General features: G+C 59.4%; 19 protein-coding genes. 11 read left to right on the top strand and 8 right to left on the bottom strand.

All coding sequences use genetic code 11. From position 1 onward, the window contains the following. The first annotated feature begins 16 nt into the window (after positions 1-16). The 10 genes from fabZ to LB453_RS18330 all read left to right on the top strand — a co-directional run bounded on the left by fabZ (position 17) and on the right by LB453_RS18330 (position 11,955). Entirely contained in the window at positions 17-472 is a 456-nt protein-coding gene (gene fabZ, locus LB453_RS18375; RefSeq protein WP_013507953.1) for a 3-hydroxyacyl-ACP dehydratase FabZ, read from the top strand. Between the two features lie 3 nt (positions 473-475). Continuing rightward, positions 476-1,264, top strand: a complete 789-nt coding sequence (gene lpxA / locus LB453_RS18370) for an acyl-ACP--UDP-N-acetylglucosamine O-acyltransferase (RefSeq protein WP_084885441.1) — start codon at positions 476-478, stop codon at positions 1,262-1,264. A gap of 3 nt (positions 1,265-1,267) precedes the next feature. Then, a complete protein-coding gene (gene lpxB, locus LB453_RS18365) occupies positions 1,268-2,416 on the top strand; it encodes a lipid-A-disaccharide synthase (RefSeq protein WP_103794007.1) in 1,149 nt (382 codons plus the stop codon). Then, positions 2,409-3,035 (top strand): ribonuclease HII, encoded by a 627-nt coding sequence (gene rnhB / locus LB453_RS18360; protein ID WP_103794008.1) that lies wholly within the window; start codon positions 2,409-2,411, stop codon positions 3,033-3,035. The genes lpxB and rnhB overlap by 8 nt, the downstream gene beginning before the upstream one ends. A 31-nt stretch (positions 3,036-3,066) precedes the next feature. Next, positions 3,067-6,549, top strand: a complete 3,483-nt coding sequence (dnaE, locus tag LB453_RS18355; RefSeq protein ID WP_103794009.1) for a DNA polymerase III subunit alpha — start codon at positions 3,067-3,069, stop codon at positions 6,547-6,549. 12 nt (positions 6,550-6,561) lie between these two features. Further along, positions 6,562-7,518, top strand: a complete 957-nt coding sequence (gene accA, locus LB453_RS18350) for an acetyl-CoA carboxylase carboxyl transferase subunit alpha (protein WP_033793575.1) — start codon at positions 6,562-6,564, stop codon at positions 7,516-7,518. 145 nt (positions 7,519-7,663) lie between these two features. Beyond that, on the top strand, positions 7,664-9,802 hold the full coding sequence (locus LB453_RS18345) for a lysine decarboxylase LdcC (RefSeq protein ID WP_103794010.1): 2,139 nt from the start codon (positions 7,664-7,666) through the stop codon (positions 9,800-9,802). Positions 9,803-9,890: 88 nt separating this feature from the next. Beyond that, a complete protein-coding gene (locus tag LB453_RS18340) occupies positions 9,891-10,280 on the top strand; it encodes a VOC family protein (protein WP_033749603.1) in 390 nt (129 codons plus the stop codon). Between the two features lie 50 nt (positions 10,281-10,330). Then, a complete protein-coding gene (gene tilS / locus LB453_RS18335) occupies positions 10,331-11,650 on the top strand; it encodes a tRNA lysidine(34) synthetase TilS (protein WP_103794011.1) in 1,320 nt (439 codons plus the stop codon). Beyond that, on the top strand, positions 11,647-11,955 hold the full coding sequence (locus LB453_RS18330; RefSeq protein ID WP_103794012.1) for a c-type cytochrome: 309 nt from the start codon (positions 11,647-11,649) through the stop codon (positions 11,953-11,955). Before tilS ends, LB453_RS18330 begins: the two co-directional genes overlap by 4 nt. A gap of 37 nt (positions 11,956-11,992) precedes the next feature. On the opposite strand, the gene rof is transcribed toward LB453_RS18330, so the two are convergent. Together rof and LB453_RS18320 are read right to left on the bottom strand one after the other, a co-directional pair. Beyond that, positions 11,993-12,253 (bottom strand): Rho-binding antiterminator, encoded by a 261-nt coding sequence (gene rof, locus LB453_RS18325; protein WP_033749607.1) that lies wholly within the window; start codon positions 12,251-12,253, stop codon positions 11,993-11,995. After that, positions 12,240-12,440 carry a YaeP family protein gene (locus LB453_RS18320; RefSeq protein WP_033749608.1) on the bottom strand — a complete coding sequence of 67 codons (201 nt, stop codon included), beginning with the start codon at positions 12,438-12,440 and terminating at the stop codon, positions 12,240-12,242. Before LB453_RS18320 ends, rof begins: the two co-directional genes overlap by 14 nt. Before the next feature lie 208 nt (positions 12,441-12,648). Here LB453_RS18320 and arfB point away from each other — a divergent pair, with 208 nt between their 5' ends. Further along, positions 12,649-13,059, top strand: a complete 411-nt coding sequence (arfB, locus tag LB453_RS18315) for an alternative ribosome rescue aminoacyl-tRNA hydrolase ArfB (protein WP_103794013.1) — start codon at positions 12,649-12,651, stop codon at positions 13,057-13,059. Between the two features lie 31 nt (positions 13,060-13,090). Here arfB and proS read toward each other — a convergent pair whose 3' ends face one another. From proS to metN, 6 genes are all read right to left on the bottom strand, one after another. Next, positions 13,091-14,812 (bottom strand): proline--tRNA ligase, encoded by a 1,722-nt coding sequence (gene proS / locus LB453_RS18310; protein WP_103794014.1) that lies wholly within the window; start codon positions 14,810-14,812, stop codon positions 13,091-13,093. Between the two features lie 69 nt (positions 14,813-14,881). Next, complete coding sequence (gene tsaA / locus LB453_RS18305; protein ID WP_103794015.1) at positions 14,882-15,610, bottom strand: tRNA (N6-threonylcarbamoyladenosine(37)-N6)-methyltransferase TrmO; 729 nt, start codon at positions 15,608-15,610, stop codon at positions 14,882-14,884. After that, positions 15,607-16,002, bottom strand: coding sequence for an Rcs stress response system protein RcsF (rcsF, locus tag LB453_RS18300; RefSeq protein WP_103794016.1), 396 nt, complete (start codon positions 16,000-16,002; stop codon positions 15,607-15,609). The genes tsaA and rcsF overlap by 4 nt, the downstream gene beginning before the upstream one ends. A 133-nt stretch (positions 16,003-16,135) precedes the next feature. Continuing rightward, on the bottom strand, positions 16,136-16,951 hold the full coding sequence (locus tag LB453_RS18295; protein WP_103794017.1) for a MetQ/NlpA family lipoprotein: 816 nt from the start codon (positions 16,949-16,951) through the stop codon (positions 16,136-16,138). 37 nt (positions 16,952-16,988) lie between these two features. Beyond that, entirely contained in the window at positions 16,989-17,642 is a 654-nt protein-coding gene (locus LB453_RS18290) for a methionine ABC transporter permease MetI (RefSeq protein ID WP_224481544.1), read from the bottom strand. Continuing rightward, positions 17,635-18,666, bottom strand: coding sequence for a methionine ABC transporter ATP-binding protein MetN (gene metN, locus LB453_RS18285; RefSeq protein WP_103794019.1), 1,032 nt, complete (start codon positions 18,664-18,666; stop codon positions 17,635-17,637). Before metN ends, LB453_RS18290 begins: the two co-directional genes overlap by 8 nt. Positions 18,667-18,753: the final 87 nt, after the last annotated feature.

Here is an 18,753-nt window from a genome sequence, read left to right as displayed (position 1 = left end):
GGACAGGAAGAGTATTTTGACTACTGAAACTCATACTCTGAAAATTGAAGAAATTTTAGAGCTGCTGCCGCACCGCTACCCGTTTCTGCTGGTTGACCGCGTGCTGGAGTTTGAAGAGCACAAGTATCTGCGCGCGGTAAAGAACGTCTCTGTTAACGAACCGTTTTTCCAGGGGCATTTCCCTGGTAAACCGATTTTCCCCGGCGTTCTGATCCTCGAAGCGATGGCGCAGGCTACCGGTATCCTGGCGTTTAAAAGCGTGGGTAAACTGGAGCCGGGCGAGCTCTACTATTTCGCCGGCATCGACGAAGCCCGTTTCAAGCGTCCGGTTGTACCGGGCGATCAAATGATCATGGAAGTGACTTTCGAGAAAACCCGCCGCGGTTTGACGCGTTTTAAAGGCGTTGCTACCGTTGACGGCAAGATTGTCTGTGAAGCGACCATGATGTGTGCCCGTAGCCGGGAGGCATAATCTGTGATTGATCCAACCGCCACCATACATGCCAGTTCCGTCATCGAAGAAGGGGCCATTATCGGCCCTAACGTTCACATTGGCCCGTTCTGCTTTATCGGCGCGCATGTGGAGATCGGTGAAGGTACCGTCCTGAAGTCGCATGTGGTCATTAATGGCCACACGCGTATCGGGAAAGATAACCAGATCTATCAGTTCGCCTCTATCGGCGAAGTGAATCAGGATCTTAAATACGCCGGCGAGCCGACGCGCGTTGAAGTAGGCGACCGCAACCGCATCCGCGAAAGCGTAACCATTCATCGCGGCACCGCACAGGGCGGCGGCGTCACCACTATCGGCAGCGATAACCTGCTGATGGTGAACGCGCACATCGCACACGACTGCGTGATCGGCAACCGCTGCATCTTCGCCAACAACGCCACGCTGGGCGGCCACGTGACCGTGGACGACTTCGCGATTATCGGCGGCATGACGGCGGTGCATCAGTGGTGCACTATCGGCGCGCACGTAATGGTAGGCGGTTGTTCAGGCGTTGCACAGGATGTGCCGCCGTACGTTATCGCGCAGGGCAACCACGCGACGCCGTTCGGCATCAATATCGAAGGCCTGAAGCGCCGCGGTTTCAGCAAAGAGGCGCTGCACGCCATTCGCAACGCCTACAAAGTGCTCTACCGCAGTAACAAAACGCTGGAAGAAGCCAAGCCGGAAATTGAAGCGCTGGCGAAGCAGCATAGCGAAGTGCAGCCCTTCTACGACTTCTTCGCTCGTTCCACGCGTGGATTGATTCGTTAATTCATGTCAGAGCGTCCCCTTACGATAGCCCTGGTCGCCGGAGAAACCTCCGGCGATATTCTCGGCGCCGGTCTTATCCGCGCGCTTAAAGCGCGCCATCCCGACGCTCACTTCGTCGGCGTGGCGGGCCCGCGCATGCAGGCCGAAGGCTGCGAAACCTGGTATGAGATGGAAGAGCTGGCGGTGATGGGCATCGTAGAGGTGCTCGGCCGTCTGCCGCGCCTGATGAAAATCGGCCGCGACCTGACGCAGCGCTTTACCGAACTCAAGCCGGACGTCTTCGTCGGTATCGATGCGCCCGATTTCAATATCACGCTGGAAGGGCGGCTGAAGCGTAACGGCATTCGCACCATTCACTACGTCAGCCCATCGGTGTGGGCGTGGCGACAAAAGCGCGTGTTTAAGATTGGCCGTAATACCAATCTGGTGCTCGCGTTTTTACCCTTTGAAAAAGCGTTTTACGATCGCTTTAACGTGCCGTGCCGCTTTATCGGCCATACCATGGCGGATGCGATGCCGCTGCAGCCGGACAAGTCCGCCGCGCGCCGCGCGCTGGGCATCAGCGACGAGGCGCTCTGCCTTGCGCTGCTGCCCGGCAGCCGCCATGCGGAGGTGGAGATGCTCAGCGCCGATTTTCTGCGGGCGGCGCAGCTGCTGCGCGTACGCTATCCGGCGCTGGAAATCGTCGTGCCGCTGGTCAACGCGAAGCGTCGCGCGCAGTTCGAACAGATCAAAGCGGAGGTCGCGCCTGAAGTGCCGATGCATCTGCTGGACGGTCAGGGGCGCGAGGCGATGATTGCGAGCGACGCTGCAATCCTGGCATCCGGCACCGCCGCGCTGGAGTGTATGCTGGCAAAATGTCCGATGGTGGTTGGCTATCGTATGAAGCCCTCAACCTTCTGGCTGGCGAAGCGGCTGGTGAAGACGCCTTACGTCTCGCTGCCTAACCTGCTGGCGGGGCGCGAGCTGGTGAAAGAGCTGCTGCAGGAGGAGTGTGAACCGCACGCGCTGGCGGCGGCGCTCGAGCCGCTGCTGCATGCCGGTCCGCAACGCGACGCGCTGCTCGCGACCTTCAGCGAGCTGCATCAGCAGATTCGCTGGAACGCAGACGAACAGGCAGCGGACGCCGTACTGGAGATCGCCAATGGCTGATTTTATCTATCCCGATGCCCGCCTGATTGCGGGCGTTGACGAAGTGGGCCGCGGCCCGCTGGTCGGCGCGGTCGTCACGGCGGCGGTTATTCTCGATCCCACAAGGCCGATTCAGGGGCTGGCGGACTCGAAGAAACTGTCGGAAAAGCGCCGCCTCGCCCTGTTTGACGAGATTAAAGAAAAAGCGCTGGCGTGGAGTTTAGGCCGCGCCGAGCCGGAGGAGATCGACCGGCTCAATATTCTGCACGCCACCATGCTGGCGATGCAGCGCGCGGTCGCAGGCCTGGCCATCACGCCCGATTTCGTGCTGGTGGACGGCAACCGCACGCCCACGCTGCCGATGCCCTCGCAGGCGGTGGTAAAGGGCGACAGCCTGGTTGCGGAGATCAGCGCGGCGTCGATTATCGCCAAGGTCTCCCGCGACAGCGAAATGGCGGAGCTGGATCGGCTCTTTCCCCAGTATGGCTTCGCGCAGCACAAAGGCTATCCCACCGCGCTGCATATGGAAAAACTGACGCTGCACGGCGCCACGCCGCATCACCGCCGCAGCTTTGCGCCGGTGCGCAACGCCCTGATCGACGCTGAAGTCCTGGCCGCTGGCCAGCCAGCTACGCTTTAATAGCCTGATGCTGTTTTAACCGGAAACCGATATGGCTGAACCCCGTTTTATACATCTGCGTGTCCACAGTGACTACTCTATGGTCGATGGCCTGGCGAAAACCGGGCCGCTGGTCAAGAAGGCGGCTGCGCTCGGCATGCCGGCCATCGCTATCACGGACTTTATGAACCTGTGCGGGCTGGTGCGTTTCTACGGCAGCGCGCACGGCGCGGGGATCAAACCGATTATCGGCGCGGACTTCAAGGTCGCCAGCGAACTGATGGGCGACGAGCTGACCCAGCTGACGGTGCTGGCCGCCAACAATACCGGCTATCAGAACCTGACGCTGCTGATCTCGCGCGCTTACCAGCGCGGCTACGGCATCGCCGGCCCGGTTATCGATCGCGACTGGCTGCAGGAGCTGAGCGAAGGATTAATTCTGCTCTCCGGCGGACGCTGCGGCGACGTGGGCCGCAGCCTGCTGCGCGGCAACAGCGCGCTGGTGGCGCAGTGCCTCGACTTCTATCAGACTCACTTTCCCGATCGCTACTACCTCGAACTGATGCGCACCGGCCGCGCCGACGAAGAGAGCTATCTGCACGCTGCGGTTGAGCTTGCCATCGCCGAGGGCGTGCCGGTGGTCGCCACCAATGAGGTCTGCTTCCTTAACGAAGAAGATTTCGACGCCCATGAAATCCGCGTGGCGATCCATGACGGCTATACGCTGGACGATCCCAAACGCCCGCGCAACTACAGTCCTCAGCAATATATGCGCAGCGAAGAGGAGATGTGCGAGCTCTTCTCGGACATCCCGGAAGCGCTGGAAAACAGCGTAGAGATTGCTAAGCGCTGCAACGTTACGGTGCGCCTCGGCGAGTACTTCCTGCCGCAGTTCCCGACCGGCGATATGACCACCGAAGATTTCCTGGTGATGAAGTCGCGCGAAGGGCTGGAAGAACGCCTTGAGTTCCTCTTTCCCGACCCGGCGGTGCGCGCGGAGAAGCGGCCGGAATATGACGAGCGTCTGGAGATTGAGCTTAACGTTATCAACCAGATGGGCTTCCCCGGCTACTTCCTGATCGTAATGGAGTTTATCCAGTGGTCGAAAGATAACGGTATTCCGGTCGGGCCGGGACGCGGCTCCGGCGCCGGTTCGCTGGTCGCCTACGCCCTGAAGATCACCGATCTCGATCCGCTGGAGTTCGATCTGCTGTTCGAACGCTTCCTGAACCCGGAACGCGTCTCGATGCCGGACTTCGACGTCGACTTCTGTATGGAGAAGCGCGACCAGGTGATCGATCACGTCGCCGAAATGTACGGGCGCGAAGCGGTATCGCAGATCATCACCTTCGGCACCATGGCGGCGAAAGCGGTTATCCGCGACGTCGGCCGCGTGCTGGGGCATCCGTACGGCTTCGTTGACCGCATCTCCAAGCTGATCCCGCCCGATCCCGGCATGACGCTGGAGAAGGCCTTCGCCGTCGAGCCGCAGCTGCCGGAAATGTATGATGCGGACGAAGAGGTCAAAGCGCTGATTGACATGGCGCGCAAGCTGGAAGGCGTCACGCGTAACGCTGGCAAGCACGCCGGCGGCGTGGTTATCGCCCCGACGCAGATCACCGACTTTGCGCCGCTCTACTGCGACGAAAACGGCAACCATCCGGTGACGCAGTTCGACAAGAACGATGTGGAGTATGCCGGGCTGGTGAAGTTTGACTTCCTGGGTCTGCGCACGCTCACCATCATCGACTGGGCGCTGAAGATGATCAACCCGCGCCGTGAGAAGCAGGGGCTGCCGCCGATCGATATCGCCGCTATCCCGCTGGATGATAAAAAGAGCTTCGACATGCTGCAGCGCGCGGAAACCACGGCGGTGTTCCAGCTTGAATCGCGCGGCATGAAAGACCTGATTAAACGCCTGAAGCCGGACTGCTTTGAAGATATGATCGCGCTGGTGGCGCTGTTCCGCCCCGGTCCGCTGCAGTCGGGCATGGTAGATAACTTTATCGACCGTAAGCACGGGCGCGAGGCGATCTCCTACCCGGATATTCAGTGGCAGCATGAGAGCCTGAAGCCGGTGCTGGAACCCACCTACGGCATTATCCTCTATCAGGAACAGGTAATGCAGATTGCCCAGGTGCTCTCCGGCTATACGCTGGGCGGCGCGGATATGCTGCGCCGCGCAATGGGTAAAAAGAAACCGGAAGAGATGGCCAAGCAGCGCTCGGTGTTTAAAGAGGGCGCGGAACGCATGGGCATCGACGGCGAGCTGTCGATGAAGATCTTCGACCTGGTGGAAAAATTCGCCGGCTACGGCTTTAACAAATCGCACTCCGCCGCCTATGCGCTGGTTTCTTACCAGACGCTATGGCTGAAGGCGCACTATCCGGCCGAGTTTATGGCGGCGGTAATGACTGCCGATATGGATAACACCGAGAAGGTGGTCGGTCTGGTGGATGAGTGCTGGCGCATGGGCCTGAAGGTGCTGCCGCCCGATATCAACTCCGGCCTTTATCAGTTCCACGTTAACGACGACGGCGAGATCGTTTACGGCATCGGGGCGATCAAAGGCGTTGGTGAAGGCCCGATCGAAGCGATCATCGAGGCGCGCAACCAGGATGGCTATTTCCGCGAGCTGTTCGATCTCTGCGCGCGCACCGACACCAAAAAGATCAACCGCCGCGTGATGGAGAAGCTGATCATGTCCGGCGCCTTCGATCGTCTCGGCCCGCACCGCGCGGCGCTGATGAGTTCGCTTGGCGACGCGCTGAAGGCGGCGGATCAGCACGCGAAAGCAGAGGCGATCGGCCAGGCTGATATGTTCGGCGTGCTGGCGGAAGAGCCGGAGCAGGTTGAGAAATCCTACGCCAGCGTCACCCCCTGGCCGGAGCAGGTGCAGCTCGACGGCGAGCGGGAAACGCTCGGCCTCTATCTCACCGGCCATCCGATTAATCAGTATCTGAAAGAGATTGAACGCTATGTGGGCGGCATGCGCCTGAAGGACATGCATCCCACCGAGCGTGGTAAAATTACCGTTGCTGCCGGTCTGGTGGTGGCGGCGCGCGTGATGGTGACCAAGCGCGGCAACCGAATTGGTATCTGTACTCTGGACGACCGTTCCGGCCGTCTGGAGGTGATGTTATTTACCGATGCGTTAGATAAATACCAGCAGTTGCTGGAGAAAGACCGTATCCTGATCGTCAGCGGACAGGTCAGCTTTGATGACTTCAGCGGCGGCCTTAAAATGACCGCCCGGGAAGTCATGGACATTGACGAAGCGCGCGAAAAATACGCGCGCGGACTTGCTATCTCGCTGACGGACAGGCAAATTGATGACCAGCTATTAAACCGGCTCCGCCAGTCTCTCGAGCCCCATCGCTCGGGGACGATTCCGGTGAATCTCTACTATCAGAGAGCCGACGCGCGAGCGAAGCTACGCTTTGGTGCAGCGTGGCGTATTTCGCCCAGCGATCGCCTGCTCAACGAACTGCGTTCGTTGATAGGGTCGGAGCAGGTTGAACTGGAGTTTGACTAAAACAGGAACATTATGAGTCTTAATTACCTGGATTTTGAACAGCCGATCGCGGAACTTGAAGCGAAAATTGATTCGCTTACGTCGATTGGTCGTCAGGATGATAAACACATTAATCTGGATGAAGAGGTACAGCGCCTGCGCGAGAAAAGCGTTGAGCTGACCCGTAAAATCTTCGCCGATTTGGGCGCATGGCAGGTCGCGCAGCTGGCGCGCCATCCGCTGCGTCCTTACACGCTTGACTACGTTCGCAACGCTTTTGACGACTTTGACGAGCTGGCTGGCGATCGCGCCTATGCCGACGACAAAGCGATTGTCGGCGGTATCGCCCGTCTCGACGGCCGCCCGGTAATGATCATTGGTCATCAAAAAGGTCGCGAAACCAAAGAGAAAATCCGCCGCAACTTCGGTATGCCGGCGCCGGAAGGCTACCGCAAAGCGCTGCGTCTGATGGAGATGGCCGAGCGCTTTAAAATGCCGCTGATCACCTTTATCGACACGCCGGGTGCCTATCCGGGCGTGGGCGCGGAAGAGCGTGGACAGTCGGAAGCGATCGCGCGCAACCTGCGTGAAATGTCCGGTCTGAAAATTCCGGTTATCTGCACCGTGATCGGCGAAGGCGGCTCAGGCGGCGCGCTGGCGATCGGCGTGGGCGACAAAGTAAATATGCTGCAGTACAGCACCTACTCGGTGATTTCGCCGGAAGGCTGCGCCTCAATTCTGTGGAAAAGCGCGGATAAAGCCCCGCTGGCGGCAGAAGCGATGGGCATTACGGCCAACCGTCTGAAAGAGCTGAAGCTGATCGACTCGATCATCCCTGAACCGCTGGGCGGCGCGCACCGTCAGCCGGTGGATATGGCGCTGTCGCTGAAAAATCAGCTGCTGGCGGATCTGGCCGATCTCGACAGCCTGAGCACTGAAGAGCTGCTCGATCGTCGCTATCAGCGCCTGATGAGCTACGGCTACGCTTAAGCGTAGTCAGCGGTAAAAAGCGGACTCCGGTCCGCTTTTTTTATGCCTCTGATTTACCGACTGGCAACAGAGTAGAGCATTCCGACGTACCCAATCGCCATCCTTCGCTATGATTAGCCCTGCCACATTAAAAGGGAGGTGCGCATTGAATATTCTGGCGATTATGGGTTCACACGGCATGTTCTACAAAGACGAGCCGCTGCGCGAACTGAATACGGCGCTGACGCAGCAGGGCTTTCAGCTGATTTATCCCACTAATATCGACGACCTGCTGAAGCTGATAGAGCATAACCCGCGTATCTGCGGCGTGATCTTTGACTGGGATGCGCACAACAGTCCGGCGCTCTGCGCCGATATCAATCAGCTCAATGAATATCTGCCGCTCTATGCCTTTATCAACACCCATTCGCAGATGGATGTCAGCATCAACGAGATGCGTATGGCGCTGCACTTCTTTGAATACGCGCTGAGCGCCGCAGATGATATTGCGCTGCATATCCGCCAGTACACCGACGACTATATTGAGCAGATTACGCCGCCGCTGACCAGGGCGCTGTTTACCTACGTGAAAGAGGGCAAGTACACCTTCTGTACGCCTGGCCATATGGGCGGCACCGCTTTTCAAAAAAGCCCGGTCGGCAGCCTGTTTTACGACTTCTTCGGGGCCAATACGCTCAAGGCGGATATCTCTATCTCGGTGACCGAGCTTGGTTCGCTGCTCGATCATACCGGCCCGCACCTTGAAGCCGAGGAGTATGTCGCGCGCACCTTCGGCGCCGAGCAGAGCTATATGGTGACGAACGGCACCTCAACCTCCAACAAGATTGTCGGTATGTACGCCGCGCCAACCGGCAGCACGGTGCTGATCGACCGCAACTGCCACAAGTCGCTGACGCATCTGCTGATGATGAGCGACATTGTGCCAGTCTGGCTCAAGCCGACGCGCAACGCGCTGGGGATTCTCGGCGGCATTCCTAAACGTGAATTCACCCGCGCCAGCATCGAGCAGAAGGTTGCGGCGACGCCACGCGCCAGCTGGCCGGTGCATGCAGTGATTACCAACTCCACCTACGACGGCCTGCTCTATAACACCCAGTACATCAAGCAGACGCTGGAGGTGCCGTCGATCCATTTCGACTCCGCCTGGGTGCCCTATACCAACTTTCATCCCATCTACGCCGGCAAAAGCGGCATGAGCGGCGAGCGCACGCCCGGCAAAGTGATCTACGAGACGCAGTCGACCCATAAGCTGCTGGCGGCCTTTTCGCAGGCGTCGCTGATCCATATTAAAGGCGACTACGACGAGCACACCTTCAACGAAGCCTACATGATGCACACCACCACCTCGCCCAACTACGCGATTGTATCGTCGATTGAAACGGCGGCGGCGATGCTGCGCGGCAATCCCGGCAAGCGGCTGATCAATCGCTCGGTCGAGCGCGCGCTGCACTTTCGCCGCGAGATCCAGCGCCTGCGCGAGGAGTCCGACAGCTGGTTCTTCGATATCTGGCAGCCGGAGCATATCGACGAAGCCGAATGCTGGCCGATCCAGCCGGGCGAGGAGGCGTGGCACGGCTTTACCCAGGCGGACGCCGATCATATGTATCTCGATCCCATCAAGGTCACTATCCTGACGCCGGGGATGAGCGAGCTGGGCGAAATGGCGGATGAAGGGATCCCGGCGGCGCTGGTGGCGAAATTCCTCGACGAGCGCGGCATCGTGGTAGAGAAAACCGGGCCCTATAACCTGCTGTTTCTGTTCAGCATCGGCATCGACAAGACCCGGGCGATGAGCGTGCTGCGCGGCCTGACCGAGTTTAAGCGCGCCTACGATCTCAACCTGCGGGTGAAAAATATGCTGCCCGATCTCTATGCAGAAGATCCTGACTTCTACCGCAATATGCGCATCCAGACGCTGGCGCAGGGTATCCACCAGCTGATCCGTCAGCACGATCTGCCGCGCCTGATGCTCAAGGCGTTCGACGTGCTGCCGGAAATGAAGATGACGCCGCATCAGGCGTTCCAGCAGCAGGTGCAGGGCAGGGTAGAGACGGTAGATCTGAAACAGCTGGTCGGGCGCGTCTCCGCAAATATGATCCTGCCCTATCCGCCAGGCGTACCGCTGGTGATGCCGGGGGAGATGATCACCGAAGAGAGCCGCGCGGTGCTCGACTTCTTGCTGATGCTCTGCACTATCGGCCGCCACTATCCCGGCTTTGAGACCGATATTCACGGCGCGACGCTGACGGAAGAGGGCGATTATCGCGTTCGGGTGCTGAAATAGAGAAAAAAGGCAGCGGCTTCAGACAATTGCGCATTGCAAGCCGCCGCCGCACGTCTCAGGATAGGCAAAACAGTCAGGGAGTCTATTAATGTTGCAGTTATCTTCTGTTCACCATATCGCCATCATCGCCACAGATTATGCGCGCAGTAAGGCCTTTTACTGCGATGTGCTCGGCTTCAGCCTGATGGGCGAGGTTTACCGCGAGGCGCGCGATTCATGGAAAGGCGATCTGGCGCTGAACGGTCAGTACACCATCGAGCTGTTCTCTTTTCCTTCGCCGCCGGCGCGCGTCAGCCATCCTGAAGCGTGCGGCCTGCGTCATCTGGCCTTTACCGTTCCGGACGTTGGCGCGGCGGTCGCGACGCTGGCGGAAAAAGGCGTGGTGTGCGAACCCATCCGCATCGACGATTTAACCGGCAAGCAGTGCACCTTTTTTGCCGATCCGGATGGTTTGCCGCTGGAGCTCTATCAGGCGTAAAATAGCGCGCGCAGGGGCTGCATCCGGCAGCCCTGATTCTGGAACGCGTCATGCCTTTGTCTCATCTCGCCTCGCTGTTGCCTGACGATGCCGCGCTGGTGGTGGCGTTTAGCGGCGGTCTCGACTCCACCGTGCTGCTGCATCAGCTGGTTAGCTGGCAACAGACGCACCCGCAGGCGCGCCTGCGTGCGCTGCATGTCCATCATGGATTAAGTCCCAACGCCGACGGCTGGGCGGCGCACTGCCTGGCGCTCTGCGAAGCCTGGGCGCTGCGCTGCGAGGTGCTGCGCGTGCATATTGATGCGCGCGAGCAGGGCGTTGAGGGGGCGGCGCGCGCGGCGCGCTATCAGGCGCTGACGGCGGCGATGCAGCCAGAAGAGTGGCTGCTGACCGCGCAGCATCTCGACGATCAGTGTGAAACCCTGCTGCTGGCGCTGAAGCGCGGCAGTGGCCCTGCCGGGCTGGCGGCGATGCCGGTGCGGCATGAGCGCCACGGCCGCGTGCTGCTGCGTCCGCTGCTTACCCAGTCGCGGACGCAGCTTGAAGCCTATGCGCAGCAGCATCAGCTGCGCTGGATCGAAGATGAAAGTAACCAGGACGCGCGCTACGATCGCAATTTTCTGCGCCAGCGTCTGCTGCCTGAACTCCAGGCGCGCTGGCCGCACTTCGCCGCGGCGTGCGCGCGCAGCGCGGCGCTGTGCGGCGAGCAGGAGCAGCTGCTGGACGAACTGCTGGCGGAACAGCTGGCCAGTCTGATGCATCCTGACGGCAGCCTGCATTTTCCGCCGCTCTTGCAGATGAGCGAGACGCGCGCCAACGCGCTGCTGCGGCGCTGGATAGCCCGGAACGGCGCGCCGATGGTGTCGCGCGCCGCGCTGACGCGGCTGCGCCAGGAGGTGATGCTGAGCCGCGAAGATGCGCAGCCGCGCTTGCGCTTTGGCGAGGCGGAGGCGCGCCGCTATCGCGACCGGCTCTACTGGCTGCCGCGCTGCGCCTCGCTAAAAGCGCTGCAGCTGCCCTGGCCCGATCGCCGCACGCCGCTGCCGCTGCCGCAGGGGCTCGGTGTGCTCTGTGCGCGCAGCGCGCCGTCGGCGCTGCGCCAGCCCGACGCGGACGAGCAGATCAGCGTGCGTTTCCATGCGCAGGGCTATTTTCATCTGGCGGGCCGCGCGGGCGGTCGTGAAATCAAGAAGCTGTGGCAGGAGCTGGCGATCCCGCCGTGGCAGCGCGAACGAATTCCGCTGATCTATTACAATCAGACGCTTGTCTGCGCGCCCGGCCTGTTTGTCACCCGGGAAGGCGCCGCCGTTGACGACAGCGGCTGGCAGGCGATCTGGCAAAATAACGCGTGTGCTGGAGAGCAACTATGAAGAGAGTACTGGCCATCCTGCTGCTGGCGGCGGCGCTGCCGGCGCTGGCCGATGGCGACGTCAACGCGGGCGCGCAGAAGTCGGCCGCCTGCACCGCCTGCCATGGCGCGCAGGGAAAAAGCAGCGTGCCGCTCTATCCCAGTCTGGCGGGACAGAACGCCGCCTATCTTAATCATGCGCTGCAGGCCTATAAAAAAGGCGAGCGCAGCGGCGGGCAGGCGGAGGTCATGAAGGCGTTTGTGGCGGGATTAAGCGAGGGGGATATGGCGGATCTGTCGGCTTACTATGGATCGCTGAAACCTTAGGGAAGGGGGCGGGAATATCCCGCCCGAGGCGCTGTCGTTACTCTTCGCTGACGACAACGGTGCCCAGCTCAGGATGGCTGAAGCTGGCGATGTGATCGAGGCGCAGCTCGCGTGTTTCGCCTGAGAGATCGATAGAAAGGTATTCGACGTTTTTACGTGAAACCATATCCGTCGCTTTTGCCTTTAGCGCTTCCCCGTTTTTCAGGGTCAGCTCAAGGGTCCAGCGTTTCGTGCAGGCGAGTTCCAGGTTGTCGTAATCATCACAGTTGATGGGTCTATAGGCTTCATTCGTCAACATAGTCGCTCACCAGTAAGTTTGCAGCGGCGTAAGCTGCCTGTTCCCTGACAGAAGAGTTTAGCGCAGAATTTGCGGCAATATCATCGAGTGCCTTCAAAACGCATCCGATCGCATCGGGCACATATCCCAGTTCGCCGCTGCCGATCTCGGCATACTTCTGGCGAACCAATTCACAATATTTTTGCACGTTCACCTCCTCAGCAGAGCAAGAATACTCTGGTTGCCTGAGGAACTATATCACAGGCATTTCCAGGATTTCAGCCAGGGTAAAGCAGGATCATCGCGTTGAAAGCGGCTAAAGTGACAGAATCCGCTGGCTACGCGCCATAAACAGCAAGCACAAAAGGTTAAGCTGATGAACGGGTTAAACGAGGCAATGCTCTCTCAGGTGACAGATGATTAAAGTTTCACGTACGGTCGAGCTGCCCGATAGCGAAGTTGAGCTAAGCGCCATTCGTGCCCAGGGCGCGGGCGGGCAGCATGTGAATAAAACCAGCACCGCTATCCACCTGCGTTTCGATATCGCCGCGTCTTCGCTGCCGCCGTTTCACAAACAGCGCATGCTGGCGGCGAAGCACCATCTGATTACGCCGGAAGGCATGGTGATAATCAAAGCGCAGGAATATCGCAGCCAGGAGATGAACCGCGAAGCGGCGGTGCAGCGGCTGGTTAATTTGATTCAGGAGCTGACGCGCGTAGAGAAGATCCGTCGCGCTACGCGGCCGACGCGCGCGTCGAAAGAGCGGCGGCTGGAAGGGAAAGCGCGGCGCAGTTCGACCAAGTCGATGCGGGGAAAAGTACTGTAAAAAAACGCCCCCGAGGTCGGGGGCGGGAAGATTATGACTTGTTAAGCGCTTTCAGCAGGAAGTCGACGATTTCGCTCTGCTTAATCATCTCTTTCTCGCCGGCGCGACGCGCTTTGTACTCGATCTCTTCGTTATCGAGATTGCGGTCGCCGATAACGATAGTGTGCGGCACGCCAATCAGCTCCATATCGGCGAACATCACGCCCGGACGCTCTTTACGGTCGTCGAGGATCACCTCAACGCCTTTGGCGCGCAGGGTGTGGTAAAGCTCTTCCGCCAGCTCTTTCACGCGGAAAGATTTGTGCATATTCATCGGCAGAATCGCGACGTCGAACGGTGCCAGCGCCGCAGGCCAGATAATGCCGCGATCGTCGTGGTTCTGCTCAATTGCCGCCGCGACAACGCGCGTAATGCCGATACCATAGCAGCCCATGGTTAACACCTGATTGCGGCCATCTTCGCCCTGAACCGCCGCTTTCATCGCTTCCGAGTATTTGGTGCCGAGCTGGAAAATATGGCCCACTTCGATGCCGCGTTTGATCTGCAGCGTGCCTTTGCCGTCCGGGCTTGCATCGCCTTCCACCACGTTGCGGATATCGGCTACGATCGCCTGCGGCAGATCGCGTTCCCAGTTAATGCCGACATAGTGTTTACCGTCGACGTTGGCGCCGGCGCTGAAGTCGCTCATCTTGTCGACGCTGCGATCGGCAACGATCGGCATCGTCAGTCCTACCGGGCCGAGCGAGCCTGGACCTGCGCCCACTGCGGCGCGGATCTCTTCTTCGGTGGCGAACGTCAGCGGCGTGGCGACGATATCAAGCTTCTCTGCTTTGATCTCGTTCATCTCGTGATCGCCGCGCACCAGCAGCGCGACCAGCGTGTGGCCGCTCTCTTCGCTGGCTTTCACCATGAGGGTTTTCACGGTTTTCTCGATCGGCAGCTGGAACTGCTCCACCAGCTCGGCGATGGTTTTGGCGTTCGGCGTATCAATCTGCGCCAGCGCCTGGGTCGGCTGCGGACGATCGCCCGCCGGCGCCACCGCTTCGGCCATTTCGATATTGGCAGCGTAGTCCGATTCGGTTGAGAAGATCACATCATCTTCGCCGCTCTGCGCCAGCACCTGGAATTCGTGCGACGCGCTGCCGCCGATAGAGCCGGTGTCCGCCTGAACTGCGCGGAAGTCGAGGCCCATACGGCTAAAGATGTTGCTGTAGGCGCGGTACATCGCGTCGTAAGTTTCCTGCAGCGACTCCTGCGAGATATGGAAGGAGTAGGCGTCCTTCATAATGAACTCGCGCGAGCGCATTACGCCGAAGCGCGGACGTACTTCATCGCGGAATTTGGTCTGGATCTGATAGAGGTTCAGCGGCAGCTGCTTATAGGAGCTGAGCTCGTTACGGATCAGATCGGTGATGACTTCTTCATGCGTCGGACCAAGTACAAACGGGCGCTCGTGGCGGTCGGCCACGCGCAGCAGTTCCGGGCCGTACTGCTCCCAGCGACCGCTCTCCTGCCACAGGTCGGCAGGCTGAACCACCGGCATCGAGATCTCAATCGCGCCCGCGTTGTTCATCTCTTCGCGCACGATGTTTTCGACTTTTTTCAGCACGCGTAAACCGGTCGGCAGCCAGGTATAGAGACCTGAAGCCAGTTTGCGGATCATCCCGGCGCGCAGCATCAGCTGGTGGCTGATCACTTCCGCGTCGGAGGGCGTCTCCTTAAGGGTGGAGAGCAAGTATTGAGTAGTACGCATTGATTAAGGTTCCAGTTGAACGGAAAGTCACTGACAAAAGTTGTGGTGGCGGCTAGTGTACCAGCGAGATCACGGGCTCAAAAGCGCGTTTTCGCGCGGGTCGATGCCGGTCACTTCAGTGCCGGTTTGATCGACGCGCCAGCGCACATTAAAATCGAGCAGCCAGACGGCATATTCGCGCGACTGCGCTTCGCCTTTGCGGTAGGCGGGACGCGGGTCCTGCGCCAGCACCTCCTGGATAAAACGCGCCAGATGGGGATAGCGCTGCCGCTGCTGCGCCAGCTGATGTTCCGCCTGCGGCGAGAAACGCACCGGCATATCGGCCGCGGGCGCCTCCTGTGCGAAGCCGGCCCGCGCCTGCGGCAGCGCTTCGGCAAAGGGGAGGTAAGGCTTGATATCCACCACCGGCGTGCCGTCCACCAGATCCAGGCTGCCGAGCTGCAGGATCACCTGACTCTTCTCGCAGCGTATCGCCTTCAGCTCGACCAGCGACATGCCGATGGGGTTCGGGCGAAAGGTCGAGCGCGTTGCGAACACCCCCATGCGGGCATTGCCGCCGAGGCGCGGTGGGCGCACCGTAGGTCGCCAGCCGCCTGCCATGGTCTGATGAAACACGAACAGCACCCAGAGATGGCTGAAACTCTCCAGGCCGCGCACCGCCTCCGGCTGGTTATAGGGCGCCATCAGATGCAGCTCGCCGTGGCCGTCCTGTACCAGGCCAGGCTGGCGCGGAACGGCGAATTTCTCTTTCCACGGCGAGCGGATCACGCCGATCTGCTCGAAGGCGAAAGTGCTCATTGATTTACTTTCAGCGCCGAGCCCTGACAGATCGCCTGGCGATAGCACCCCGGCGTGCTGCTGACGATTTCACACTTATGCAGCAGAACGGCATTGGCTTTCAGGTAGGAGGCTTTAATCTGCAGACGCTTGCGCGCGGTGGCGAGGTTCGGCGGCGAATCCTGGCGGCTGCTCTGGCAGTCATCGCCAGCAACTTCGCCCAGATCGCGGAACGGTTTGCTGACCAGATCGGCGGCATCGGTATAAACTTTAACCGGCGCGGGGCGCGGCGCAGGTTTGCGCGCGGGCTCGCGGGATGGCTGCGAATGAGCGGGTGCGCTGCTTATCGGGTGATATTCGTGAACGCACCCGGTCAGCATCAATGCTAACAAGCAGAGCGGTAATAAACGCATGGCAACATCCTCAAGGTTGTAAAAAAGTGGCGTTATTGAAACAAGGACCAGGGGAAATAACAAGTCGCGCCGGATGCGGCGCAAAAGAAAGGGCGGCTAAGCGCCGCCCCGGTCAAAGGTGTCAGGAAAGGGATTACCAGCCTTTCACTGCGCCACCGTTAAAGATTTTGTCCGCGGCTTGCGCGACTTCGTCAGAGTGGTAGGCCTCTACGAATTTCTTCACGTTTTCAGCGTCTTTGTTATCTTCGCGGCTGACGATCAGGTTCACGTACGGCGAATCTTTATCTTCAACGAAGATGCCATCTTTAGCCGGCGTCAGGCCGATCTGGCTGGCGTAAGTGGTGTTGATCACCGCCAGCGCGATCTGCTGGTCATCCAGCGAGCGCGGCAGCTGCGGCGCTTCCAGCTCGACGATCTTCAGGTTTTTTGGGTTCTCGACGATATCCAGCGAGGTAGGCAGCAGGCCAACGCCATCCTTCAGCTTGATCAGGCCCACTTTCTGCAGCAGCAGCAGAGAGCGGCCGAGGTTGGTCGGATCGTTAGGGATAGCAACCTGAGCACCGTTCTGCAGCTCGTCCAGCGATTTGATTTTTTTCGAGTAGCCCGCGATCGGATAGACGAAAGAGTTGCCGACCGGCACCAGCTTGTAGCCGCGATCTTTGATCTGCTGATCCAGATAAGGTTTGTGCTGGAAGGCGTTGGCGTCGATATCGCCTTTGCTCAGCGCTTCGTTTGGCAGCACGTAGTCGTTAAAGGTCACCAGCTCGACGTCGAGGCCATACTTATCCTTCGCGACTTTCTGCGCCGCTTCGGCGACCTGCTGCTCTGCGCCAACAATCACGCCCACTTTAATATGGTTAGGATCTTTGGCTTTCTGATCGCATCCTGCCAGCGCAATCACGCCAATCAGTGCACCCACAGCGGCAATTTTTTTAAATGTAATAGTCATATCTCTTCCTTAATGGAGACGTAATGATATTGCTGACTTATTTATGGGACACGGCACGCACGATGCGGTCGCCACAAAACTGAATTAAATACACCAGAACGACCAGTAACACGAGAACCGTATTCATCACCGTCGCGTTGTAGCCGATATACCCGTACTGATAGCCGATCTGTCCCAGCCCGCCTGCGCCGACGGCGCCGCCCATGGCGGAGTAGCCCACCAGCGTAATCAGCGTGATGGTGGCAGCGTTCACCAGGCCAGGCAGCGCTTCCGGCAGCAGCACCTTGCGCACAATCTGCAGTGGCGTAGCACCCATGGCGCGCGACGCTTCGATCAGTCCGGTCGGCAGCTCAAGCAGCGCGTTCTCAACCATACGCGCGATAAAAGGCGCGGCGCCAACGGTCAGCGGGACGATAGCCGCCTGCAGGCCGATAGAGGTGCCGACAATGGCGCGGGTAAAGGGGATCATCCAGACCAGCAGAATAATAAAGGGAATAGAACGGAAAATATTCACCAGCGCGGAGATAGTGCGATAGAGCGCCCGGTTTTCCCGAATCTGTCCCGGACGGGTGACGTAGAGCAGCACGCCGACCGGCAGGCCCAGCACAAAGCCAAAGAAGCCGGAGACAAAGGTCATCATCAGCGTTTCCCAGACGCCGCGCGCCAGTAAAGCCATCATCGCCTCAGACATAACCCAGTACCTCTACTTTCACATGATTTTCCTGCAGCCACGCGATGGCGGCGTTGGCGTCGCTCTCGGCGCCGTCCATTTCGGCCAGCATAATGCCGAACTTCACGCCACCGGCGTAATCCATCTGCGCGCTGATAATGTTGTTATTGACGTTGAAGCGGCGCGCGGCTTCAGAGAGCAGCGGTGCATCAACGGATTTGCCGGTGAACTCAAGACGCAGCAGCGGCACGCGCTCGGCTGCGGGCTGCGGCACCATGCGCTGCTGATAATCTTCCGGGATATCGAGGTGCAGCGTCGACTGGATAAACTGCTGGGCCAGCGGCGTTTTGGGATGAGAGAAGACTTCGCTGACGCTGTCTTTTTCAATCAGCTCGCCATGGCTAATGACTGCCACCTGATCGCAGATGCGCTTCACCACGTCCATCTCATGCGTAATCAGCAGAATGGTCAGGCCGAGGCGACGGTTAATATCTTTCAGCAGCTCGAGGATAGAGCGGGTCGTGGCCGGATCGAGCGCGCTGGTGGCTTCGTCGCACAGCAGCACTTTGGGATTGCTGGCCAGGGCGCGGGCGATAGCGACACGCTGTTTCTGACCGCCGGAGAGGTTGGCGGGCCAGGCGTCCTGCTTATCCGCCAGGCCGACCAGCTCCAGCAGTTCCGTTACGCGCTTTTTAATCTCTTCGCGCGACAGGCTACCCAGCTCAAGCGGCAGCGCCACGTTGCCGAAGACGGTACGCGAATTCATTAAATTAAAGTGCTGGAAGATCATGCCGATTTGACGGCGCGCCTGCGTCAGCTGACGTTCGCTCAGGAGGGTTAAATCCTGGCCGTCCACCAGTACGCGACCTGAGGTTGGGCGTTCCAGTAAGTTAACGCAGCGGATAAGCGTGCTTTTACCAGCGCCGGAGGAGCCGATAACGCCATAAATTTGTCCCGCAGGCACGTGCAGAGTGACGTCAGAGAGCGCCTTAATCGTGCGTGAGCCCTGCTGGAACACTTTGGTAATATTTTCGAGTTTAATCATTAGGTTATTTATTATCGTCTTGCGTTGTCCGTGGTGTGGAACCTTTCGCGGCGATCTTCCGGGCGAAAGCTGAATGGATGGTAAGGC

Source organism: Pantoea agglomerans, assembly GCF_020149765.1.
Taxonomy (GTDB): domain Bacteria; phylum Pseudomonadota; class Gammaproteobacteria; order Enterobacterales; family Enterobacteriaceae; genus Pantoea; species Pantoea alvi.
Note: the sequence above shows the minus strand (reverse complement) of the source record. Positions and strands in the feature narration are given on the sequence as shown.